18 protein-coding genes, 1 pseudogene and 2 riboswitches are annotated in these 19,168 nt (G+C 37.6%); of the genes and pseudogenes, 18 read left to right on the top strand and 1 reads right to left on the bottom strand.

All coding sequences use genetic code 11. The features are described 5' to 3' along the window. Positions 1-261: 261 nt before the first annotated feature. The 16 genes and pseudogenes from LRP81_RS15595 to LRP81_RS15520 all read left to right on the top strand — a co-directional run. A pseudogene (locus tag LRP81_RS15595) lies at positions 262-888 on the top strand (superoxide dismutase); the annotation flags it as partial. Positions 889-1,113: 225 nt separating this feature from the next. Next, positions 1,114-2,268 carry a D-alanyl-D-alanine carboxypeptidase family protein gene (locus tag LRP81_RS15590; RefSeq protein WP_230502708.1) on the top strand — a complete coding sequence of 385 codons (1,155 nt, stop codon included), beginning with the start codon at positions 1,114-1,116 and terminating at the stop codon, positions 2,266-2,268. Then, entirely contained in the window at positions 2,262-2,852 is a 591-nt protein-coding gene (locus tag LRP81_RS15585) for a nucleoside recognition domain-containing protein (RefSeq protein WP_230502707.1), read from the top strand. The genes LRP81_RS15590 and LRP81_RS15585 overlap by 7 nt, the downstream gene beginning before the upstream one ends. A gap of 3 nt (positions 2,853-2,855) precedes the next feature. Next, positions 2,856-3,389 (top strand): spore maturation protein, encoded by a 534-nt coding sequence (locus tag LRP81_RS15580; protein ID WP_230502706.1) that lies wholly within the window; start codon positions 2,856-2,858, stop codon positions 3,387-3,389. Positions 3,390-3,634: 245 nt separating this feature from the next. Then, positions 3,635-4,363, top strand: coding sequence for a 23S rRNA pseudouridine(2605) synthase RluB (gene rluB, locus LRP81_RS15575; RefSeq protein ID WP_230502705.1), 729 nt, complete (start codon positions 3,635-3,637; stop codon positions 4,361-4,363). 415 nt (positions 4,364-4,778) lie between these two features. Beyond that, complete coding sequence (resA, locus tag LRP81_RS15570; protein WP_230502704.1) at positions 4,779-5,309, top strand: thiol-disulfide oxidoreductase ResA; 531 nt, start codon at positions 4,779-4,781, stop codon at positions 5,307-5,309. A 12-nt stretch (positions 5,310-5,321) separates the two neighbouring features. Beyond that, positions 5,322-6,977 (top strand): cytochrome c biogenesis protein ResB, encoded by a 1,656-nt coding sequence (resB, locus tag LRP81_RS15565; RefSeq protein ID WP_230502703.1) that lies wholly within the window; start codon positions 5,322-5,324, stop codon positions 6,975-6,977. A gap of 3 nt (positions 6,978-6,980) precedes the next feature. Continuing rightward, positions 6,981-8,144, top strand: coding sequence for a c-type cytochrome biogenesis protein CcsB (gene ccsB, locus LRP81_RS15560; RefSeq protein ID WP_230502702.1), 1,164 nt, complete (start codon positions 6,981-6,983; stop codon positions 8,142-8,144). 71 nt (positions 8,145-8,215) lie between these two features. Continuing rightward, a complete protein-coding gene (locus LRP81_RS15555) occupies positions 8,216-8,935 on the top strand; it encodes a response regulator transcription factor (RefSeq protein WP_230502701.1) in 720 nt (239 codons plus the stop codon). Further along, entirely contained in the window at positions 8,932-10,698 is a 1,767-nt protein-coding gene (locus LRP81_RS15550; protein WP_399207858.1) for an ATP-binding protein, read from the top strand. The genes LRP81_RS15555 and LRP81_RS15550 overlap by 4 nt, the downstream gene beginning before the upstream one ends. Before the next feature lie 92 nt (positions 10,699-10,790). Then, positions 10,791-10,991: riboswitch (cobalamin riboswitch) on the top strand. A 143-nt stretch (positions 10,992-11,134) separates the two neighbouring features. Beyond that, positions 11,135-11,551 (top strand): DUF4430 domain-containing protein, encoded by a 417-nt coding sequence (locus LRP81_RS15545; RefSeq protein ID WP_230502700.1) that lies wholly within the window; start codon positions 11,135-11,137, stop codon positions 11,549-11,551. A gap of 4 nt (positions 11,552-11,555) precedes the next feature. Beyond that, positions 11,556-12,107: an ECF transporter S component gene (locus tag LRP81_RS15540; RefSeq protein WP_230502699.1), complete on the top strand. Its 552-nt coding sequence runs from the start codon at positions 11,556-11,558 to the stop codon at positions 12,105-12,107. Between the two features lie 478 nt (positions 12,108-12,585). Beyond that, entirely contained in the window at positions 12,586-13,122 is a 537-nt protein-coding gene (gene sigX, locus LRP81_RS15535; RefSeq protein WP_230502698.1) for an RNA polymerase sigma factor SigX, read from the top strand. Continuing rightward, a complete protein-coding gene (locus tag LRP81_RS15530; RefSeq protein WP_230502697.1) occupies positions 13,112-14,392 on the top strand; it encodes a hypothetical protein in 1,281 nt (426 codons plus the stop codon). The genes sigX and LRP81_RS15530 overlap by 11 nt, the downstream gene beginning before the upstream one ends. A gap of 128 nt (positions 14,393-14,520) precedes the next feature. After that, the gene (locus LRP81_RS15525; RefSeq protein ID WP_230502694.1) at positions 14,521-14,799 is read left to right on the top strand and encodes a hypothetical protein; all 279 of its coding nucleotides are present in this window, start codon (positions 14,521-14,523) and stop codon (positions 14,797-14,799) included. Positions 14,800-14,863: 64 nt separating this feature from the next. Then, positions 14,864-15,676 carry a histidinol-phosphatase gene (locus LRP81_RS15520; RefSeq protein WP_230502692.1) on the top strand — a complete coding sequence of 271 codons (813 nt, stop codon included), beginning with the start codon at positions 14,864-14,866 and terminating at the stop codon, positions 15,674-15,676. Positions 15,677-15,755: 79 nt separating this feature from the next. On the opposite strand, the gene serA is transcribed toward LRP81_RS15520, so the two are convergent. Beyond that, positions 15,756-17,321, bottom strand: coding sequence for a phosphoglycerate dehydrogenase (gene serA / locus LRP81_RS15515; RefSeq protein WP_230502690.1), 1,566 nt, complete (start codon positions 17,319-17,321; stop codon positions 15,756-15,758). Positions 17,322-17,519: 198 nt separating this feature from the next. Next, positions 17,520-17,656, top strand: a riboswitch (FMN riboswitch). Positions 17,657-17,817: 161 nt separating this feature from the next. Between serA and LRP81_RS15510 the strand changes: the two genes are divergently transcribed. Next, positions 17,818-18,402 (top strand): ECF transporter S component, encoded by a 585-nt coding sequence (locus LRP81_RS15510; protein WP_230502688.1) that lies wholly within the window; start codon positions 17,818-17,820, stop codon positions 18,400-18,402. A gap of 239 nt (positions 18,403-18,641) precedes the next feature. Further along, on the top strand, positions 18,642-19,168 hold a 527-nt coding region (locus tag LRP81_RS15505), incomplete at its 3' end, for a transposase (protein WP_230502686.1).

Here is a 19,168-nt window from a genome sequence, read left to right as displayed (position 1 = left end):
ATGATTAATCAAAATCAGTTTGTTTTTAAACAATACTTAAAAGAAGTAGAGGAATGGTGTTTAGAATTATTGACGACTAATCAAAATAAAAGGAGTCAATTACACCATCGTTGGTTAGGGGAAGTTAGAAATATTATGCGAAGTAGTCTGGAATTGCAAGAAACAGATTTCATTCAGGAATCGGACATCCAGGAAATCCAAAATTGGGTGTCAGAAGTGATAGAAGAAATGAAACATAGTAGAATTACACCAAATAATGGAAGAGTTCCGATTGGGCAACATGTTCTACCTCCATTACCATATCCATATAATGCACTTGAACCATTCATTAGCCAAGAAATAATGGAGATCCATCATCAGAAACATCACCAAAGCTATGTAGATGGTTTAAATAAAGCAGAAAAGAAGATGCAGGAAGCTAGGGAAACGGGGGATTTTGATTTAATTAAGCATTGGGAAAGAGAAGCTGCTTTTCACGGCTCCGGGCATTACTTGCATACGATGTTTTGGGATAATATGTCCCCTAACGGCGGTGGACAACCGAGTGGAAGACTAATGCAACAAATAATTCAGGATTTCGGTAGCTATGAAAAATTCAAAAGGCATTTCACTGAGGCAGCAGATAAGGTGGAAGGTGTAGGGTGGGCATTGTTAGTTTGGTCCCCTCGAGCACATCGCTTAGAAATATTACAAACCGAAAAACAACAACTTTTTACCCAATGGGATACAATCCCGTTGCTTGGTTTAGATGTTTGGGAACATGCTTATTATCTACAGTACAAAAATAATAGGAAAGACTATATAAATAAATGGTGGAATATCGTCAACTGGAAGGATGTAGAAAAGCGATATCAAGAAGCATCCAAACTAAAATGGAAGCCTGCATAAGTTAGAGGGAGAATTCGATTCTCTCTTTTTTTTGAGTATTTTCAAAGACAAGTCTTCATGATACAATTCCGAATTATCAAGAAAAGGAAACCCAACTCTCCTGTCTAGCTGTAATAGCTCTTTTACGGTCAGTATTGCCGTAATATCCCTGTCTTCAAAAACTATACATATTTTGGCCAAGCATTCGCATAGACTTGTACAAAAATAGGTAAGGGATGGGATTGAATGTCTCGATTGAAAAACTGTGTCAGCAGCGCCATATTACTCGTGCTGATATTTACCATACTATTTCCACAAAAGACAAATGCGGAACAGATTGGTGTAAGTGCGCGGAATGCAGTCCTGATAGAACAAGAAAGCGGTAGAATTATTTATGAAAAGAATGCCCATGACAAAGAAAGAATTGCTAGTATTACAAAAGTGATGACGGCAATATTGGCGATTGAATCTGGGAAAATGAAAGAGATAGTAACAATTAGTGATCGAGCAAATCGTGCAGAAGGTTCTTCCATTTACCTGAAACCAGGGGAAAAGATAAAACTGGAACATTTGGTATATGGACTAATGTTACGCTCTGGGAATGATTCTGCTGTTGCAATTGCTGAACATGTAGGTGGAAGTTTAGAAGGTTTTGTTTTTATGATGAATGAGAAGGCAGCTGAAATTGGGATGACCAATACAGAATTTGCAAATCCACATGGTTTAGATGACCATGAAAACCACTACTCAACTGCATATGATATGGCATTGATTACAAGATATGCCATGGAAAACGAAACGTTTAGGGAAATATCAGGTACGAAAGTCCACAGGGCACCAGCTGCACCCGGTGAATCATGGGATAGAAGTTGGACAAATAAACACAGATTGGTAACGGGCATGTACGAGTATGCTACTGGGGGGAAAACTGGTTATACGAAGCGTGCAAAACGAACTTTAATAACAACAGCTGCAAAAGAGGGGCTTGATGTCATTGCAGTGACACTAAATGGACCTGATGATTGGAAAGATCATATTTATATGTTTGATAAAGCATTTGTTGATTATAAACTTTATAATATTGCCGATGAAGGCAAAATAAAAACAGTTAAAGATAAATTTTATAAAAATAAAGTAAGCCTCTCACATGACATTAAATACCCAATGACCCAAAAAGAGAGAGAGGATGTTCGGGTGAAAATTACCCTTATAAAACCAAAGGACAGTTGGGAAGATGAGGAGAATATTCCGAACGTTGTAGGAGAATACACTTTGATTATCCAAAATGAGGCGGTGCTGGAAACTCCAGTTTACTATGAGAAAAAGCAGAAGAAGGAAGGTGGATTTTGGAATATTTTCAAAAACACCTTCTTTATTGGGGCAGGAAAGTTACCGTGGTAAATTACATTTGGGTAGCCATGACCATTATCGGTATTATTTTTGCCATGATAAATGGAACGATGGATAAAGTGAATGAGGCCATATTTAACGGTGCAAAGGAAGCAGTTACTATATGCATTGGGTTTATTAGTATTCTGGTATTTTGGCTGGGATTAATGAGAATTGCTCAAGAAGCGGGCTTGTTAGAAAAGCTGGCATCCCTCTTTAAACCCATTGTTCGCAAGGTTTTTCCTGAGGTACCTCCAGACCACCCTGCCATGGGATATATGTTATCAAATATGATTGCAAATATGTTTGGTTTAGGAAATGCTGCAACTCCCATGGGCATTAAAGCTATGGAGCAGCTTCGAGAACTTAATGGAGGAAAGATTGAAGCCAGTCGTTCAATGGTTACATTTTTGGCTATCAATACCGCGAGCATAACGTTAATCCCAACTACCGTAATTGCTCTTAGAATGAATTATGGGTCGGCTGCACCAACGGAAATAGTCGGACCAACACTAATTGCTACGGTTTGTTCTGCAATTGCGGCCATTACGATAGATCGTTTTTTTTATTACCGAAGAATGGCTAGAAGGAGGTAAGGCATGCACCTAATATCGCTCATCTCACTCTGGATGATTCCATTAATAATTGGATTTATTCTCCTCTACGCTACATTTAAAAAAGTCCCAACTTACGAAACTTTTGTAGAAGGTGGAAAAGAAGGAATAAAAACTGCGATAACCATCATGCCCTTTTTAGTAGGGATGTTGGTTTCTATTTCTATTTTTAGAGCTTCTGGAGCACTTGATTTTATTGTCGAATTAGTACGACCTGCAATGAATGCAATTGGTATTCCTGCAGAAATTGTTCCCCTTACAATCATCAGACCAATATCCGGTACAGCAGCACTCGGTATGACCTCCGATATAATTGCCACATATGGGCCAGATTCATTCATGGGCCGTCTAGCATCTATTCTACAAGGAAGTACTGACACAACTCTTTATGTCATTACCGTTTACTTTGGTGCAGTTGGCATAAAGAAAATGGGAGATGCATTAAAGGTTGGATTGCTTGCGGATGTAGTGGGAATTATCGTTTCTATTGTAGTTGTCACATTCTTTTTTGCGATGTAGATTTGTGCGAGGGATTTTTCCTCGTTTTTTTATTTATAAAGATTTTTCTATTTGAAAGTTTTGTCACGATTTTAATATTCCCTCCACTTCCCATCCAATTTTCCTACCATATCATATATACCATCTCTATTATTTTTGAAAAAGAACCTGTATAATTAGAGTTTATGAATATTGGAAACGCTAGAAGAGAAGCATTTTTGGATTTTCCAAGAAAAGTGATGTAAGATGTTGATGAGGTGAAAGTAATGGAACGGTTACAAAAAGTAATAGCGCATGCTGGAATAGCTTCCAGAAGAAAAGCAGAAGAGTTAATTCAAGAAGGAAAAGTTAAAGTAAATGATAAAACGGTCCAGGAACTAGGAGTAAAAGTGGGTCCGAGCGATAAAATAGAAGTTGCAGGTGTTCCAGTGGAAAGGGAAGAGCCAGTTTACTTCCTGTTATATAAACCACGAGGAGTTATTTCTAGCGTAAGTGATGATAAAGGTAGGAAAGTGGTTACTGATTTCTTTCCGTATATTAAAGAGCGTATTTATCCAGTCGGCAGGTTGGATTTCGATACATCAGGTTTGCTACTTATGACGAATGACGGTGAATTTGCTAATGCCCTCATGCACCCAAAATCTGAGCTCGAAAAGATATATGTAGCAAAATTAAAAGGAATACCAACCAAAGAGGCAATTAAGAAGCTTGAGAGAGGCATTAAGCTAGAAGACGGAAAAACAGCTCCGGCAAAAATTAAAATGCTATCCATAGAGAAAAAGAAAAACACTTCCATTTACGAGATTAGCATCCATGAGGGACGCAATCGCCAAGTTCGTCGTATGTTCGAAGCGATTGGTCATCCTGTAATGAAATTAAAGCGAGAACGTTATGGCTTCTTAACATTACAAGGACTTTCAGCCGGAGATGCAAGAGAATTAACTCCACATGAAGTCAAACAAATGCGTGTTTTAGCTTCAAAATCTAAAAAGTAAGTGTGCGGAGGAGCTTTTTAAGCAGCTCCGCTTTTTACTTTCGGGCCAGACCGAGCCGGCTCCGCTTTTCGTGATGTCTAGCTGTAGCGGCTAGCTCCTCGAGGTCTTAAGTCAATTTACTACGAAGGACAAAAAGCGTCCTTCTTCGTAAACTGCCTTAAGCTTGTCGGAGCTGATCGAGCCGCTCCGCTTTTCGAGATGTCTAGCTCCGCCGGCTTGCCCCTCGGGGTCATAGGTCATTTTTCTATAAAGGGCAAAAAGCGCCCTTTTCCGAAAACTGTCCTATGCTTGTCGGGCCAGACCGAGCCGGCTCCGCTTTTCGTGTCACAAAACCTTCATATTCTATTATCTATGCAAAAAGTAGGAAATGATATAATAGCAAGGATGAAATGTCTCAGTTTTAGGAGAGATGTAGATGAATAAAAAACAAAGATTGGTAATGCGTTCTGTTATTTTAGTCGTGATGTTAGCGGCGATTGGTTATACCATGTACATAAACTTTTTTCAGTCGAAGGAGATTGTAGATGTGGGGGACAAGGCCCCAAATTTTGTTTTGACTGATTTAGAGGGGAATGAAGTGATGCTTTCTGATTATGAAGGAAAGGGAGTATTTCTAAATTTCTGGGGAACTTGGTGTAAGCCTTGTGAACGTGAAATGCCATATATGGAAAATCAGTATCAGGTATATAAAGATCAAGGTGTAGAGATCTTAGCAGTCAATATTCAAGAGACAAATCTTGCTGTTGAGAGATTCCGGGACCGACATGGCCTTACTTTTCCTATTCCTATGGATAGAAGTGATCAAGTAAGACAGGCATATGGAATAATGCCTTTGCCAACAACGATTTTATTAGACGAAAATGGAACTGTCGTGAAAAAAAGTTCCGGTGAATTGTCAGAAGAAAATGTGAGAGAATTCATGGAAATGATCAAACCTAAACAATAGGGAGTTTTACGTATGAAGGAAATAAAATGTGAGTGTGGTCACCTAAATCCAGAAGGTACGATTCTTTGCGAGGCATGTGGGAAACCTACAGTTAATGAGCAGAGTAATGAAAAGCTTCTTGATATGAAATATGAAGGAAGCGCCAGACGTTCGAAAACGTATAACAAAACTATCATTGATAAAGTTTGGAATTTTTTCTCCTCTGTAAAAGTGGGAATTTGGATTATCTTTATTATTCTAGTAGCTTCTTCGATAGGTACGATTTTTCCGCAACAGGATTACATTAATCAGGCAGTTCCACCTCAAATTTACTATGAGCAAGAATATGGATTTGTCGGAAAACTTTACTATACGTTAGGATTCCATAATTTATATGGATCTTGGTGGTATATGCTATTAATTGCTGCGCTTGGAATATCGCTTGTGATAGCAAGTCTTGATCGCTATATTCCACTTCGGAAATCATTGAAAACACAAAAAGTCACTCGACATGAGAGCTTTATGAAGCGTCAACGTGTTTTCGGTACGTCCGAAACAACAGAAGAAGCAGCAAAACAAATGGAAATTGCAAAGCAAGGGCTTATTAAACGGAAATATAATGTTCGTGAAGAAAATGGTAATCTATTAGCTGAGAAATATCGTTTTTCCAGATGGGGTCCATATGTAAATCATATCGGTATTATTATTTTTCTAATTGGAGCAATGCTAAGATTTTTCCCCGGAATGTATGTTGACGAGGTTGTTTGGGTTCGTGAAGGGGAAACGAGGCTTATTCCTGGTACAAATGGTCAATACTATCTTAAAAATGAAGGCTTTCTCTTTGAAACGTATGATTCTAATAATTCCGAAGATGTATTTAACCAAGCAATCACTCAAGCAGGTGATGGAGCAATTGCTAGGAACTTCCAAACCAATGCCGTATTGTTTGAAAGAAAAGGCGAGTTTGTAGTGGGTGCAGAACCGGAGTTGGAAATTGTAAAGGAGCACCAGATTAAAGTAAACCAACCATTAAAACACGACTATTATGCGTTGTATCAAGTAGACTATAAATTAAATGAATTCAAAAGTATGTCCTTTTATCTAGAAAATAAGGAAACTGGCGAAAGTGTTGGTGAATTAACAGTAGATTTACTTCAACCAGAAAATAGTTACGATTTAGGTAATGGGAATACAGTGGAACTTGTAAACTACTTTCCTGATTTTGAGTTAGTGAATGGGGAACCTGTTACTAAGACAAGAATTCCAGATAATCCTGCTTTTGTATTCAGAATGATAACCCCAGATACTCCTGAAGGGGAAATTGCTCTCGTTGCAATTAGACAAAATATTGAACCGAATGGAACGAATGAATATAAAATGACTTTTGCTGGTGTTGATACACGAAATGTTACAGGACTAACTGTAAGAAGGGATCTTACATTATGGATTCTAGGTACAGGTGGTGCTATTTTCATGATTGGTGTGATCCAGGGAATGTATTGGAATCATCGCCGTGTTTGGATTCAAAATAACGGAAAAGAGTTTTGGGTTGCTGGTCACACGAATAAAAATTGGTTTGGCTTGAAAAATGACATAAGTAAGGCGCTAGAAAATACGAGTATTAGAATTCCTGTTGACCAAGTGGAAGAAGATAAACAACAGGAGAAAAAAACAAAAGAGGAGGTTTAAAGGATGGCACAACTTAGTGGGAATCTGCTATATACCGCTTTTATCCTTTATTTAATAGGTACCGCCTTCTTTGGTGGAGCAATACGTGCCAAAGAGGGGAACAAAGCTGCCAAAATAGGTATTACTATTACGATTTTGGGCTTCCTTGCACAGCTTGGTTATTTTATAACTCGCTGGATTGCAGGTGGACATGCTCCAGTAAGTAATTTATTTGAATTTACTACATTCTTCGGAATGATGATGGTTTTAGCTTTTATTGTTATTTATTTTATCTATAAAACAAGTACACTTGGAGTTTTCACATTACCGATTGCATTATTGTTAATTGCATATGCTGCGATGTTCCCAAGAGAAATTACACCACTAATTCCTGCTTTACAAAGTCATTGGTTAGCTATTCATGTATCTACAGTGGCACTTGGGATCGCAATTCTTTCAGTCAGTTTTGCTGCGGGGTTAATATATCTTGTAAAAGTGGTAGACTATAGTAAAAAGGGACAAAAGCCATTTTGGGTGGAATTAACTCTTTACATCTTAATTTCATTCCTTGGATTTATTACAGTTTCCTCAGTATTCGGAGCAATGGATTATCAAGCAGAGTTCTCCTATATTGACAAAAAAGGAGCCGAAGCAAAGGTTGAATACTTGATGCCTGCTTTAGTTGGTCCAAATGAAGGGGCACTTTTAACAAATGGTAAAATGGATGCGCTTGTAAATCTTCCTGCCTGGGTAAATACATTAAAGTTAAATACAGTCATTTGGTCATTACTTAGTGGAGCACTATTGTATTTACTTTTACGTCTGATTTTGAGAAAACCTATTGGCCAAGCATTAAAGCCAACAGTAAAAAGGGTAAACTTGGACTTAGTGGATGAAATAGGATATCGTGCAGTAACAATTGGATTCCCTGTATTTACATTAGGTGGTTTGATCTTTGCTGCCATTTGGGCACAAATCGCCTGGTCTAGATTCTGGGCATGGGATCCGAAGGAGGTATGGGCATTTATCACCTTTTTATTCTATGCTGGTTATCTCCACCTCCGACTTTCAAAAGGATGGGAAGGCGAGAAATCAGCATGGTTAACACTAATCGGATTTGCGATTATTTTATTTAACTTAATTGGTGTTAACCTCATTATTGCAGGACTTCATTCTTACGCAATGTAACATCTATAACAGGCCTTCACATTGCTGTGGAGGCCTTTGCTACAGAATTATATAGAGAGGGGTATGTAGTAATGGAAAAAGAAGTGAAAATATTAGTGGTAGACGATGAAGACCGAATTCGAAGATTATTAAAAATGTATTTGGAAAGAGAGAATTATATTATAGAAGAGGCTGACAACGGTCATTCCGCGTTAGAGCTCGCTTTAGAAAATGAGTACGATGTCATCTTGTTGGACATCATGATGCCGGGAATGGATGGCATGGAAGTGTGTAAAGAAATTAGGGAAAAGAAAGCTACCCCAATCATTATGCTTACTGCCAAAGGTGAAGAAACGAATCGAGTACAAGGATTCGAGGTAGGCACAGATGATTATATCGTAAAACCTTTCAGCCCAAGAGAAGTAGTTCTTCGTGTGAAAGCGCTATTAAGACGTTCATCCAGTACTACGTTTCTTAAAACAGAAACCACTACAAAAGATGTCATCGTTTTTCCTCACCTGACGATCGACAATGATGCCCATCGTGTGACATCCGATGGGAATGAGGTGAATTTGACACCAAAGGAATATGAACTTCTTTATTTTCTAGCCAAATCACCTGATAAAGTATTTGATAGAGAACAATTGTTAAAAGAAGTGTGGCAGTATGAATTTTTTGGAGATTTACGCACCGTTGATACACATGTCAAAAGATTGCGTGAGAAGTTAAATAAAGTATCAGAACCTGCTTCTAAAATGATAGTTACTGTTTGGGGAGTCGGCTATAAATTTGAGGTTGGCAATGAATCATGATTTGGAAAAGTGTCGTTGGTAAGCTCTGGCTTACCATTTTGCTTTTAGTTTCTTTTGTATTATTTGTTCTCACAATCCTCCTTTTGGAGTTTTTTGAAAACTTCCATGTTCAGGAGGCAGAAAGAGATCTTAGGCAAACAGCAAATAAAATCTCTCTGATTATGAAACAGCACGATGATATGGAGTTGTCACAATCAATAGCTTGGGAGCTTGTAGATGAAGTTACAAGAGTTGTTATCTTTTCTGAAAAGGGCGATTTTACACATTCTCCTAATCCAGAGATAGACCATCTGCCTGCTGATTTTTTTCTAAATGACCGGGAGCTATCGCTAGTTTTTGAGGATCAACCGATTGTTACGAAAAAAACATACCTCCCTGAAAGCCATTTCTCTGATGAAATGCAAGGAGAGATAATGATTGTCGGCATCCCACTTCATTTAGATGAAAACAAAGAGGGAGCAGTCTTTGTTTATCAATCACTATTGGCAATTAAAGAAACATCGAAACAAACCACTAAGCTTATCTTGCTGGCTGCTGGTTTTGCTATTTTTTTAACTACAATCTTTGCTTTCTTCTTATCAACAAGAATTACTGCTCCACTTCGCAAAATGCGAGAAGCGGCTTTTGAAGTGGCAAGAGGGAAATTTGATACTAAAGTACCTATCTTATCCTCTGATGAAATAGGGGAACTTGGAATGGCCTTTAATCAAATGGGGCGTCAGTTAAAATTTAATATCAATGCACTAAACCAAGAGAAAGAACATCTGGCAAATATTTTAAGCAGTATGGCAGATGGAGTCATTACCTTAAATCGAGACGGGTCAATATTGGTCGCGAATCCCCCTGCTGAAAAATTCCTTCAAGCATGGTTTTATCAAGAAGGGAATACGAGCGGTCAAGACCTTCCTCAAGAGGTAATGGATATGTTCCAACGCGCTGTTTCTGTAGAAAAAGAACAAAGTATCGAGCTAAGTTATCAGGGAAGAACATGGGTAATTGTGATGAGCCCGCTCTATACTAATACTCATATCCGCGGCGCAGTTGCCGTTATTCGCGATATGACGGAAGAAAGAAGATTAGATAAATTACGTAAAGATTTTCTAGCAAATGTTTCTCATGAGCTGCGAACCCCTATAGCGATGCTCCAGGGGTATAGTGAAGCAATTGTAGATGATATAGCAGGTACGGAAGACGAGAAAAAGGAACTGGCGTCCGTTATCTATGATGAATCACTCAGAATGGGTCGCTTGGTCAATGACCTTCTTGACCTTGCAAGAATGGAAGCGGGACATATCTCCTTGAACTATGAACAAGCAGATATCATAGCGTTCATAGAGAAGATTTCTCGCAAGTTTCAAGTGCTTGCGAAAGAAAAGGGGATAGCACTCCATACTGAAGTAGATGGGATCGGTACAATGGAAATAGATGTAGACCGTATGGAGCAAGTGCTGACCAACCTTGTAGACAATGCGATTCGCCATACCGAAGATAATGGCAGTATCGATATTCATGTGAAAGTATTGGATCATGGGGTTAAAATCAGTGTAAAAGACTCAGGTGTTGGGATTCCAGAAGAAGATCTTCCTTTTGTCTTTGAACGATTCTACAAAGCTGATAAAGCTAGAACCCGTGGGCAGGCAGGGACTGGACTAGGACTTGCTATCGTTAAAAATATTGTAGAAGCACATAACGGTACAATTTCTGTCCATTCCAAACTTGGAGAAGGTACGACATTTTCTATGTTTTTTCCAAAAAGCCTGTAATGAAATGCAGATAGATAGCGAAAAATCTTGTTTTCTATGAAACAAAATCTTGTTTGAAAGTAGTACTTCCTGTAAGATAAAAGAGTAAATTGAATAGCAAATGTATAATTGGTGTCACTATTCGTGACTGAAAAGGGAATTTGGTGAAATGCCAAAACTGTCCCCGCAACTGTAAATGTGGACGAAATGAGAAAACCACTGTATGAAGGGCTGAATAATCTTGGTCCCCATATGGGAAGGCTCAAAGTAGAATGAAGCATAAGTCAGTAGACCTGCCAATGATCATGAACCAGTTTCCACGCTTCGGGGCTTGAGCAGGAGAAACGGCATTTTGTACTTTTTTGTATTTTTTGCCGTAGTATCCCCTCATTCTAAAAACTGGATGAGGTTTTTTTATGCCATTCAACACTAAAACTTGAAATAGGGGTAATATAAGATGAAAAAAATTTTTATGACATTATTTACAGTTATTATCTTACTAATTGGAGGTTGCGCACAAACTAACAATGACACAAATAATAATGCAACACCATCCAATGAGCAAACAGATAACGAACAGGGCCAATTAACAACATCAATCAAGCTTTCCAAAGAAGGCGATGAAGTGATCAGCGAAAATACGGTCGAGTTTGAAGATGGCGAGTCACTGATGGATGCAATGGAGCAAAATTATGATCTTACCACTGGATTTGGTGGTGACTTTATTGTAGGTATAAATGGTCTCGGTTCTGAAGAAGAATCAGATCATTATTGGAACATCAAAGTGAACGGAGAAGATTTAATGGTAGGTGCTAGTGATTACGTATTAGAGGAGAATGACGAAGTACACTTTAGTTATACGAAGGTGGAGTAGGGAAATGGCTACCAAAAAAATTACATTGCTAGGAGTATTAATTGCACTGTGCGTAGTGGGACGTATTGCCTTTGTATCTGTTCCCAACGTGCAGCCTGTTACAGCCATCATTATTATTTGCGCGTTTTGGATGGGGCCAATTGCAGGGGTTATCCTAGCGGTAGGCACTACCATTGCCTCCAACCTGGTATTAGGGAGCGGTATGTGGACATTTACGCAAATTCTTGCTTGGTCGATCATTGGTTTAATGAGCGGTGCAATTGGTATCTGGATAAAACGAATTCCTGTTTTTATTCTAGCTATGTATGCTGGACTTTGCGGCTTGCTATTTGGTTTCATATTTTCCATCCAAAATATGATTGTTACTAATGTTCCGTTCTTACCGTACTACCTTGCTGGGCTTCCATTTGATATTAATCATGCATTAGGCAATGTCGTATTTTTTCTTGTACTATATCCGATTCTATCAAAATTACTAAATTCTAAAGCGGAATATATGGTAAAAAGAAAAGAAGCCGTTCCGTATTATCAAATGAATAGTCCTTATAAAAAATAACAAAACCTAGCAGAGTGGAAAACTTTCCATCCTGCTTTTTTATTTTAGCAAACTAATTTGTGGACCAAAGAAGGGAAAAATCGGTTATTTTAGTTAAGGATAAAAAACATTTCATTCAGAGAGTATGCTGTAGTTGAAGAAAATCACTTTTAAAGGTATTTATTGTCATTAAACCGACTACCTCCGACCTATATTGTCAGTAGTGCTATTTAAACACTTTACTTTTACTTTGATAGAATAAGATTAAACTGTTAAAGGCTATATAAACACAGTTCAATAAGTTCTTAGATAAAACACAACAATTTTCCCTATAATAATTAAAGTACTATATATATAATGAGGAAATGGTGGAATTATGTCATAAAAACGCATGAAAAATATTCCAAAAATACCTAGTCAAATTGTAATTTTTTTAATATATTTGTAATGTAACTTTTTTACTATAATTAACGACTAATGATATGAACGGAGGGAAATTATGAATACCGTTTTTCAAGAGCTCTATGAAAAATATCACCATGACTTATATCAATTTTTATTTTATATGGTGAATAATAAGGAGCAAGCGGAGGACCTCGTTCAAGAAGTTTATATAAAAGTTTTGCGTTCTTATGACAGTTTCGAAGGAAAGAGCAGCGAAAAAACCTGGCTTTTTTCGATTGCCAAGCATGTTGCTATCGATTCTTTCCGTAAACATAAAGGATGGAAAAACAAACTACTTGAGACCTTTGATTGGAACAAGCAACAAGTAAAGGATTGTTCTCCATTGCCGGAAGAAATTGCATTACAAAATGAACAAGTACAACAAATGTACCGATGTTTGGATAAATGTAAAGTTGATCATCGACTTGTATTGGTTCTTCGGTACATACAAGCCTTGTCTATCCAAGAAACAGCAAGTGTATTAGGTTGGACGGAAAGCAAGGTGAAAACAACTCAACACCGAGCCTTAAAGGTCTTAAAGACTTACATGGAGGAGCTTCAAGAGAAAGGAGGTAACAGCAATGCGTCGTAGAGATAAAGACCAACTAGAAAAGCTTCTTAACCAAATGCCTGGAGTTAAAGATGATCGGGATCCGAAAGATATATATCAAAAAATTCAACCAGAGCTCTATAAAAAACCTCGTAAATCAAGGTTCATACCTTCGCTTGCTCTAGCGGCAGCACTGATAATCTTGGCAATGGTCACACCTTTCATCATAAATGATATGCAAATGAATCTTGGTTTAAGTGGTTCAGAGAGCAACGCAGTCCATGATGATGCAGATAGTGATATGGCAACCATGAGTATAGAAGAAAAAGGTGTGGATGAATCCAAGGAATTGATTGAAGAAGCAAGGATAGCGGAAGATAGTATGGATGATGATGTTGACAAAACAGATCGTATTGACAATGAAGAAATTTATACAAAGCAACATGTAATTGACCCTAATGCTACCACATATATCGTTCCATCCATTAATGAACAAGAAAATTATGTTGTAACAGTTGGTGCACGTGCACTTGAAACAGATGGGGATGATGGAACATATATTGCTCCGTTGACAGTACTAGTAGCAAATCAAGATGGGACAAAATATATTGATGCTTTTAATGCAGTTCGTCAAAATATTAACTATGAAAGATATGGAACACTTCCTCCAATGATGAACGAAGGGAAAAGTGTTACGGAAGAAATGGTAGGAAATGTTCTTACGCCTATGGTGGATATTGCAGGTATGAATGTAGGCTTATCATCCCATCAAAATAGTACCTTTGAAAATGAGTTGAGAGAAACGTTTAGATGGAAATATATGCAAGTTCAACTTAGTAACAATGGCGAGAAACTATTTGATTTAGGGAATAAGGTTTATGACAAGCCAATTCCAATTGAATCAAATTCGAAAAGAGCATACTACAAATATGAAGTAGGTGCGATCCCTTTACTAATTCCATCCCAAACGCGGTATACTACTTTGAAAGATACACTTGGAGCGATGAAAGTTGCTCCAATACAACCAGAAATGAGTAAATTGGAACCATCCATTCCTGAAAACATTATAATTGAAAGTATAAGGATGGATACGGATAACCAAGTAGCTTATGTAAAAATAGCGGATTCAAGTGTCTTAGAGAATAATGATGAAACGATTTTTGCACTTGAGGCAATAATGATGGTAGCAAAGGAATTTCAATTAGCTGGTATCGTATTTGAATCAAATCAAGATGTCCAAATAGGCAATATTACATTGAATGAAGAAATGCCTATTCCGGCTGCAGCAAATCCAATTCCATACAATGAATAAAGGAAAAAAGCGTACAAATTGATGTGCGCTTTTTTCTTTATGTTTCTACATACTTCCAACATTAGAAGTGAATAATAGTACTATTATTCAAAAAAATGATTAGGGATAGATTCAAGGAGGAACTTAGAATGGAAACTTTACCAATCATTCATACAAATATATGGGATGCTTTGTATGCTGTCCCATTAACATTATTACTCACAGAACTAATTAAAAAGCTCACTCCTATATCTAAAGCTTGGATTCCAACAACGGCTAACATAATTGGTTTATTACTTTCTGTTTTTATCGCCCATAGGGGGAACGTTTGGAGTGGGATATTTATGGGCTTTTTTTATGGAAATGCAGCTGTTGGTTTATATGCTTCCTTGAAAAATACGTTTACTATTTATCGAAATAAAGAATAATTCACCTCCATTTACCCCTCTTTTGAGATATAATAGGCAAAAAAGAAGGAGAGGGTGGTTCCATTTGCAAACAGATTACCATAATCACTTGGAAAGAGGAACGCTAACACTTGATTATTTAAAGGAATTTACTAATACAGCAGCGAAAAAAGGGATTGAAGAGTTTGGCATTTCCGAACATGCCTATCATTTTTATCAAACGAAAAATATATTAAGCAATCCTTGGGTAGAAGAGCGAAGATACTATGATATGGCTGATTACCTGCAGCTCTTTCAGGAAGCGTGGAATCAAGATATCCCTGTTAAAATGTCCATTGAAATGGACTATACTCCCGGAAAACACGCTGAAATGAAAAAATTTATGGAAGCCTATCCTTTTGATTATGTGATCGGTTCTATTCATTGGGTGGAAGATTTCGGAATTGATCTTGCTGAATTTCGCAAAGAATGGGACAGGCGAGATACATATTATGTGTATAAGAAATATTTTGATCAAGTGGTTACCTTAGCAGAATCAGATTTGTTTGATATTATTGGTCACTTAGATCTCGTGAAGATTTTCAAGTATGTACCTGAAGATGAATCTTTTCTTCTAGAGCAATACGAACGTGCAACAACTGCATTGGCTAATTCAAAAACATGTGTAGAAATAAGCACAGCAGGACTCAGAAAACCAGTTCGTGAACTCTATCCAGATAAAAGGTTATTGCAAATGTGTTTTAATAAAGGTGTTCCAATAGTTCTTTCATCTGATGCACATGTACCAGAGCATGTAGGTGCGGATTTTGATCAAGCGATAAAACTAGCACAGTCGGTTGGATATACAAAAATCATGACCTTCTCAAAGGGAGAACGTCTAGAAAAGGACCTAGGCTAAAAAATGTCCCGCCTACTGTTGCAGTAGGCGGGACATTTTTCTTCAGAACAAATCTAGTGTCCAGTTTCTTTCGAAGACATTATAAATCTAATGTAATAGCCGAAGAAATATCAGGAATTTGTAGAATTTCATCAATTAGCCTGTTGTCCAAAGTTTGGTCAAATGAAAGCATCATGATGGCTTTCCCACCTTGTAACATACGCCCAACATGCATGGTGGCAATATTGGTTTCGTGTTTTCCAAATATATTACCAAGCTGACCGATAACACCTGGTCGGTCGGTGTGTTGTACATATAAGAGATGTCCTTTTGGAGAAAAGTCAATGTCAAATCCATTCATATGGACGATTCTGGCTCCATATCCTTCAATGAAGGTAGCCCGAACAACCATCCTTATATCTTTTCCTTTAGCCTCTACTTCAATGATATTAGAATAACCATAACTTTCATCGATGTGTTTTTCTCCGTAGCTAATTCCTCGTTCTTTAGCAATAGCGGCTGCATTTACTTCATTAACGGTCGTGTCTACTCTATTACGTAAAAAGCCGGCGATAATGCTTTTGGTCAATATCGAGGTTTCCCACTCTGTAATATTACCGGCATATGTGACAGTAATCTCCTCAACAGGTGTTTTCATTGCCTGAGAAAGAATGGAGCCAACTTTTTTTCCTAGCTGAAAGAAGGGTTGAATTTTATTATAAATCTCTTTTGGAATAGTAGGGAGGTTAATGCTTGTACTTACAGAATGTCCATTTAAAAAGGCGAGTACATCTTTTGATACTTGATTAGAAACGTTATACTGTGCTTCCTTTGTGGATGCTCCTAGGTGAGGCGTGACAATAACTCGTTCATGTAGCACCAAATCTCGGTTCGTTGGTGGCTCGATCTCAAATACATCTAATGCAGCACCAGCAACATGTCCATTATTTAAAAAATGTAAAAGTCCTTCTTCTTCAATAATTCCTCCTCTCGCACAGTTTACTAAGAACACGCCTTTTTTTAGCATGTGAATATTACTTTTGTTTAGTAGCCCTTTAGTATCCTTTGTTAGCGGGGTATGAACAGTAATAATATCAGCCATTTTCATCACTTCTTCGAGTGGAAGGGAAGTAACACTTAATTTTTCAGCCCGACTTTCTGTTAAAAATGGATCATATACAACTACCTTCATGCGAAATGCTAATGCACGCTTTGCAATTTCACTTCCAATTCTTCCAAAACCAACTATTCCTAAGGTTTTTCCGAACAATTCTGTGCCAATAAATTTTTTACGGTTCCACTCTAAGCCTTTAACATTACTGTTTGCCTGTGGAATATGACGTACTAGTGAAGAAATCATCGCGAATGTATGTTCAGCAGTGGAAATAGTGTTTCCGTCAGGTGCATTTATGACTACCACTCCGTGTTTAGTTGCGGCTTGAATATCGATATTATCGACGCCTACACCTGCCCTCGCTACCACCTGTAAATTAGGAAGGGTACTTAACAATTCTTCGTTTACTTGAGTAGCACTCCGAACTAACAGTGCCTGTATATCCTTCGGGTTATAGTTTTCATTATTTCGATATACTTTTATATTATCTGCTTCTAATAAGGGAGCAAGACCATCTGCACTTATTGCATCAGTGACTAATACGTGAAACATTATGATAACCCCTTTCATCATTACGTGTGAAATTTCTGATAATTTAACATCTAGAAATAGGACTGTCAATCATTTTTTGATAGGTCGAACCAATGTAAGCGCTTATTGTTTCTATATTCCTATAAATAGTGAACAGAGTTTCATTGGGCTTTCTTTTTTACTATTTTAAGAGTATAATAGCAATGAATAAATAACATGATCTATCTTCGGGGCAGGGTGAAATTCCCGACCGGCGGTGATGAGGTACATCCTCTAAGCCCGCGAGCCTTTTTTTGGGGGCAGGATTTGGTGCGATTCCAAAGCCGACAGTACAGTCTGGATGGGAGAAGATGGAGGTTCAAGAATGTTAAAAACAATAACGTTTTTAATGTTTATTTGTTGATGCCTTCAAAACTCCCGTTTGTTGAAAAACAAACGGATTTTTTGTGTCAACAATAACTTGAATACTCTTTTTTTCATACGAGGTGGATCTCCAAGAAAAAGGAGAGAAAGAAAAATGAATCAAACAAAACGCATCAAGAAGATGGTCACAGTAGGGATGCTAAGTGGAATATCCTACCTCCTCATGTGGCTGAGCTTCCCGTTACCACTTTTACCACCATTTTTATCAGTCGACTTCAGTGATATTCCAGCATTACTTGCAGCAATTATTTTTGGACCAATGGCAGGTATAACAGTGGAAGCTATTAAGAATCTCTTGCACTATATTGTGCAAGGTAGTATGACAGGAGTTCCAGTAGGACAGCTGGCTAACTTTACGGCTGGAGTATTATTTATATTACCGACGTATTTCATATTCAATAAAATACGTACAACAAAAGGGTTAGGAATTGGGTTAGTAGCCGGTACTATGTCCATGGCTATCTTCATGAGCATCCTAAATTACTATGTGTTTCTACCGGCATTCACTTATTTCCTGAATGTACCTGCAGAATCATCTTCTCAAATGATTAAGGGAATTGTAACAGGAATTCTTCCTTTCAATATTATTAAAGGTTTCATTGTTACTTTCTTATTCTTATTACTATACAAAAAGTTATCAATCTGGCTCGACCGACAGCTGGAAGTGAAAAATATATAAACAAGAAGCCGTACCTTACTTTGAGAGGTACGGCTTCTTGTTGCTAGTAGGGATATAAGGTTTAGTTATTTGAAACATCAGGAATGTCCATATTATCCCACTAAGCAGGTTGGAACATAATAAAAACCGAGATCCATTAGGATCTCGGTTCAGCTTGTAGACAAAGTCTAGTTACTAGGCAGGTCTACAGGCTTTTTTTGTCGAATAAATATAGTAAGTCAGTTTGAGGGGTGTTAAAGATGTTATCAAAACAATCGATGGAAGGGCGCTATCAAGTTTCCATGATAGCTCTTGATCAAATTGTTCCTGAGAACCACCTAGTACGTAAGATTGAAAAGGCCATGGACTTTACCTTTATTTATGATTTGGTGGAAGATAAATATTCTATGGACAATGGGCGGCCAAGCATCGACCCTGTTGTCTTAATTAAAATGGTGTTCATTCAGTATTTATTTGGAATTCGATCTATGAGACAAACAATTCGAGAGATTGAAACCAATGTGGCGTACCGTTGGTTCTTAGGTTTTGACTTTGATCAACCAATTCCTCATTTCTCTACCTTCGGTAAGAACTACATCCGCCGGTTCCAAGATACTGAAATCTTTGAAAACATCTTCTACCACATCTTAAATGAAGCGATGAAAGAAGGATTCGTTGATCCCTCTGTAGCCTTTATTGATTCGACTCATGTGAAAGCCAACGCCAATAAAAAGAAATTTACGAAAGAAGTCGTGAATGTAGAAACAAAGTGTTATCAAGAACAATT

It is taken from the genome of Sutcliffiella rhizosphaerae, assembly GCF_917563925.1.
Taxonomy (GTDB): domain Bacteria; phylum Bacillota; class Bacilli; order Bacillales; family Bacillaceae_I; genus Sutcliffiella_A; species Sutcliffiella_A rhizosphaerae.
The sequence above is the reverse complement of the archived record's forward strand: the minus strand, read 5'-3'. Positions and strand labels throughout refer to the sequence as shown.

Coding starts and splice junctions, on each gene's coding strand:
- LRP81_RS15590 (WP_230502708.1), top strand. CDS start 1,114: ATGTCTCGATTGAAAAACTGTGTCAGCAGCGCCATATTACTCGTGCTG.
- LRP81_RS15580 (WP_230502706.1), top strand. CDS start 2,856: ATGCACCTAATATCGCTCATCTCACTCTGGATGATTCCATTAATAATT.
- rluB (WP_230502705.1), top strand. CDS start 3,635: ATGGAACGGTTACAAAAAGTAATAGCGCATGCTGGAATAGCTTCCAGA.
- resA (WP_230502704.1), top strand. CDS start 4,779: ATGAATAAAAAACAAAGATTGGTAATGCGTTCTGTTATTTTAGTCGTG.
- resB (WP_230502703.1), top strand. CDS start 5,322: ATGAAGGAAATAAAATGTGAGTGTGGTCACCTAAATCCAGAAGGTACG.
- ccsB (WP_230502702.1), top strand. CDS start 6,981: ATGGCACAACTTAGTGGGAATCTGCTATATACCGCTTTTATCCTTTAT.
- LRP81_RS15555 (WP_230502701.1), top strand. CDS start 8,216: ATGGAAAAAGAAGTGAAAATATTAGTGGTAGACGATGAAGACCGAATT.
- LRP81_RS15550 (WP_399207858.1), top strand. CDS start 8,932: ATGATTTGGAAAAGTGTCGTTGGTAAGCTCTGGCTTACCATTTTGCTT.
- LRP81_RS15545 (WP_230502700.1), top strand. CDS start 11,135: ATGAAAAAAATTTTTATGACATTATTTACAGTTATTATCTTACTAATT.
- LRP81_RS15540 (WP_230502699.1), top strand. CDS start 11,556: ATGGCTACCAAAAAAATTACATTGCTAGGAGTATTAATTGCACTGTGC.
- sigX (WP_230502698.1), top strand. CDS start 12,586: ATGAATACCGTTTTTCAAGAGCTCTATGAAAAATATCACCATGACTTA.
- LRP81_RS15530 (WP_230502697.1), top strand. CDS start 13,112: ATGCGTCGTAGAGATAAAGACCAACTAGAAAAGCTTCTTAACCAAATG.
- LRP81_RS15525 (WP_230502694.1), top strand. CDS start 14,521: ATGGAAACTTTACCAATCATTCATACAAATATATGGGATGCTTTGTAT.
- serA (WP_230502690.1), bottom strand. CDS start 17,321: ATGTTTCACGTATTAGTCACTGATGCAATAAGTGCAGATGGTCTTGCT.
- LRP81_RS15510 (WP_230502688.1), top strand. CDS start 17,818: ATGAATCAAACAAAACGCATCAAGAAGATGGTCACAGTAGGGATGCTA.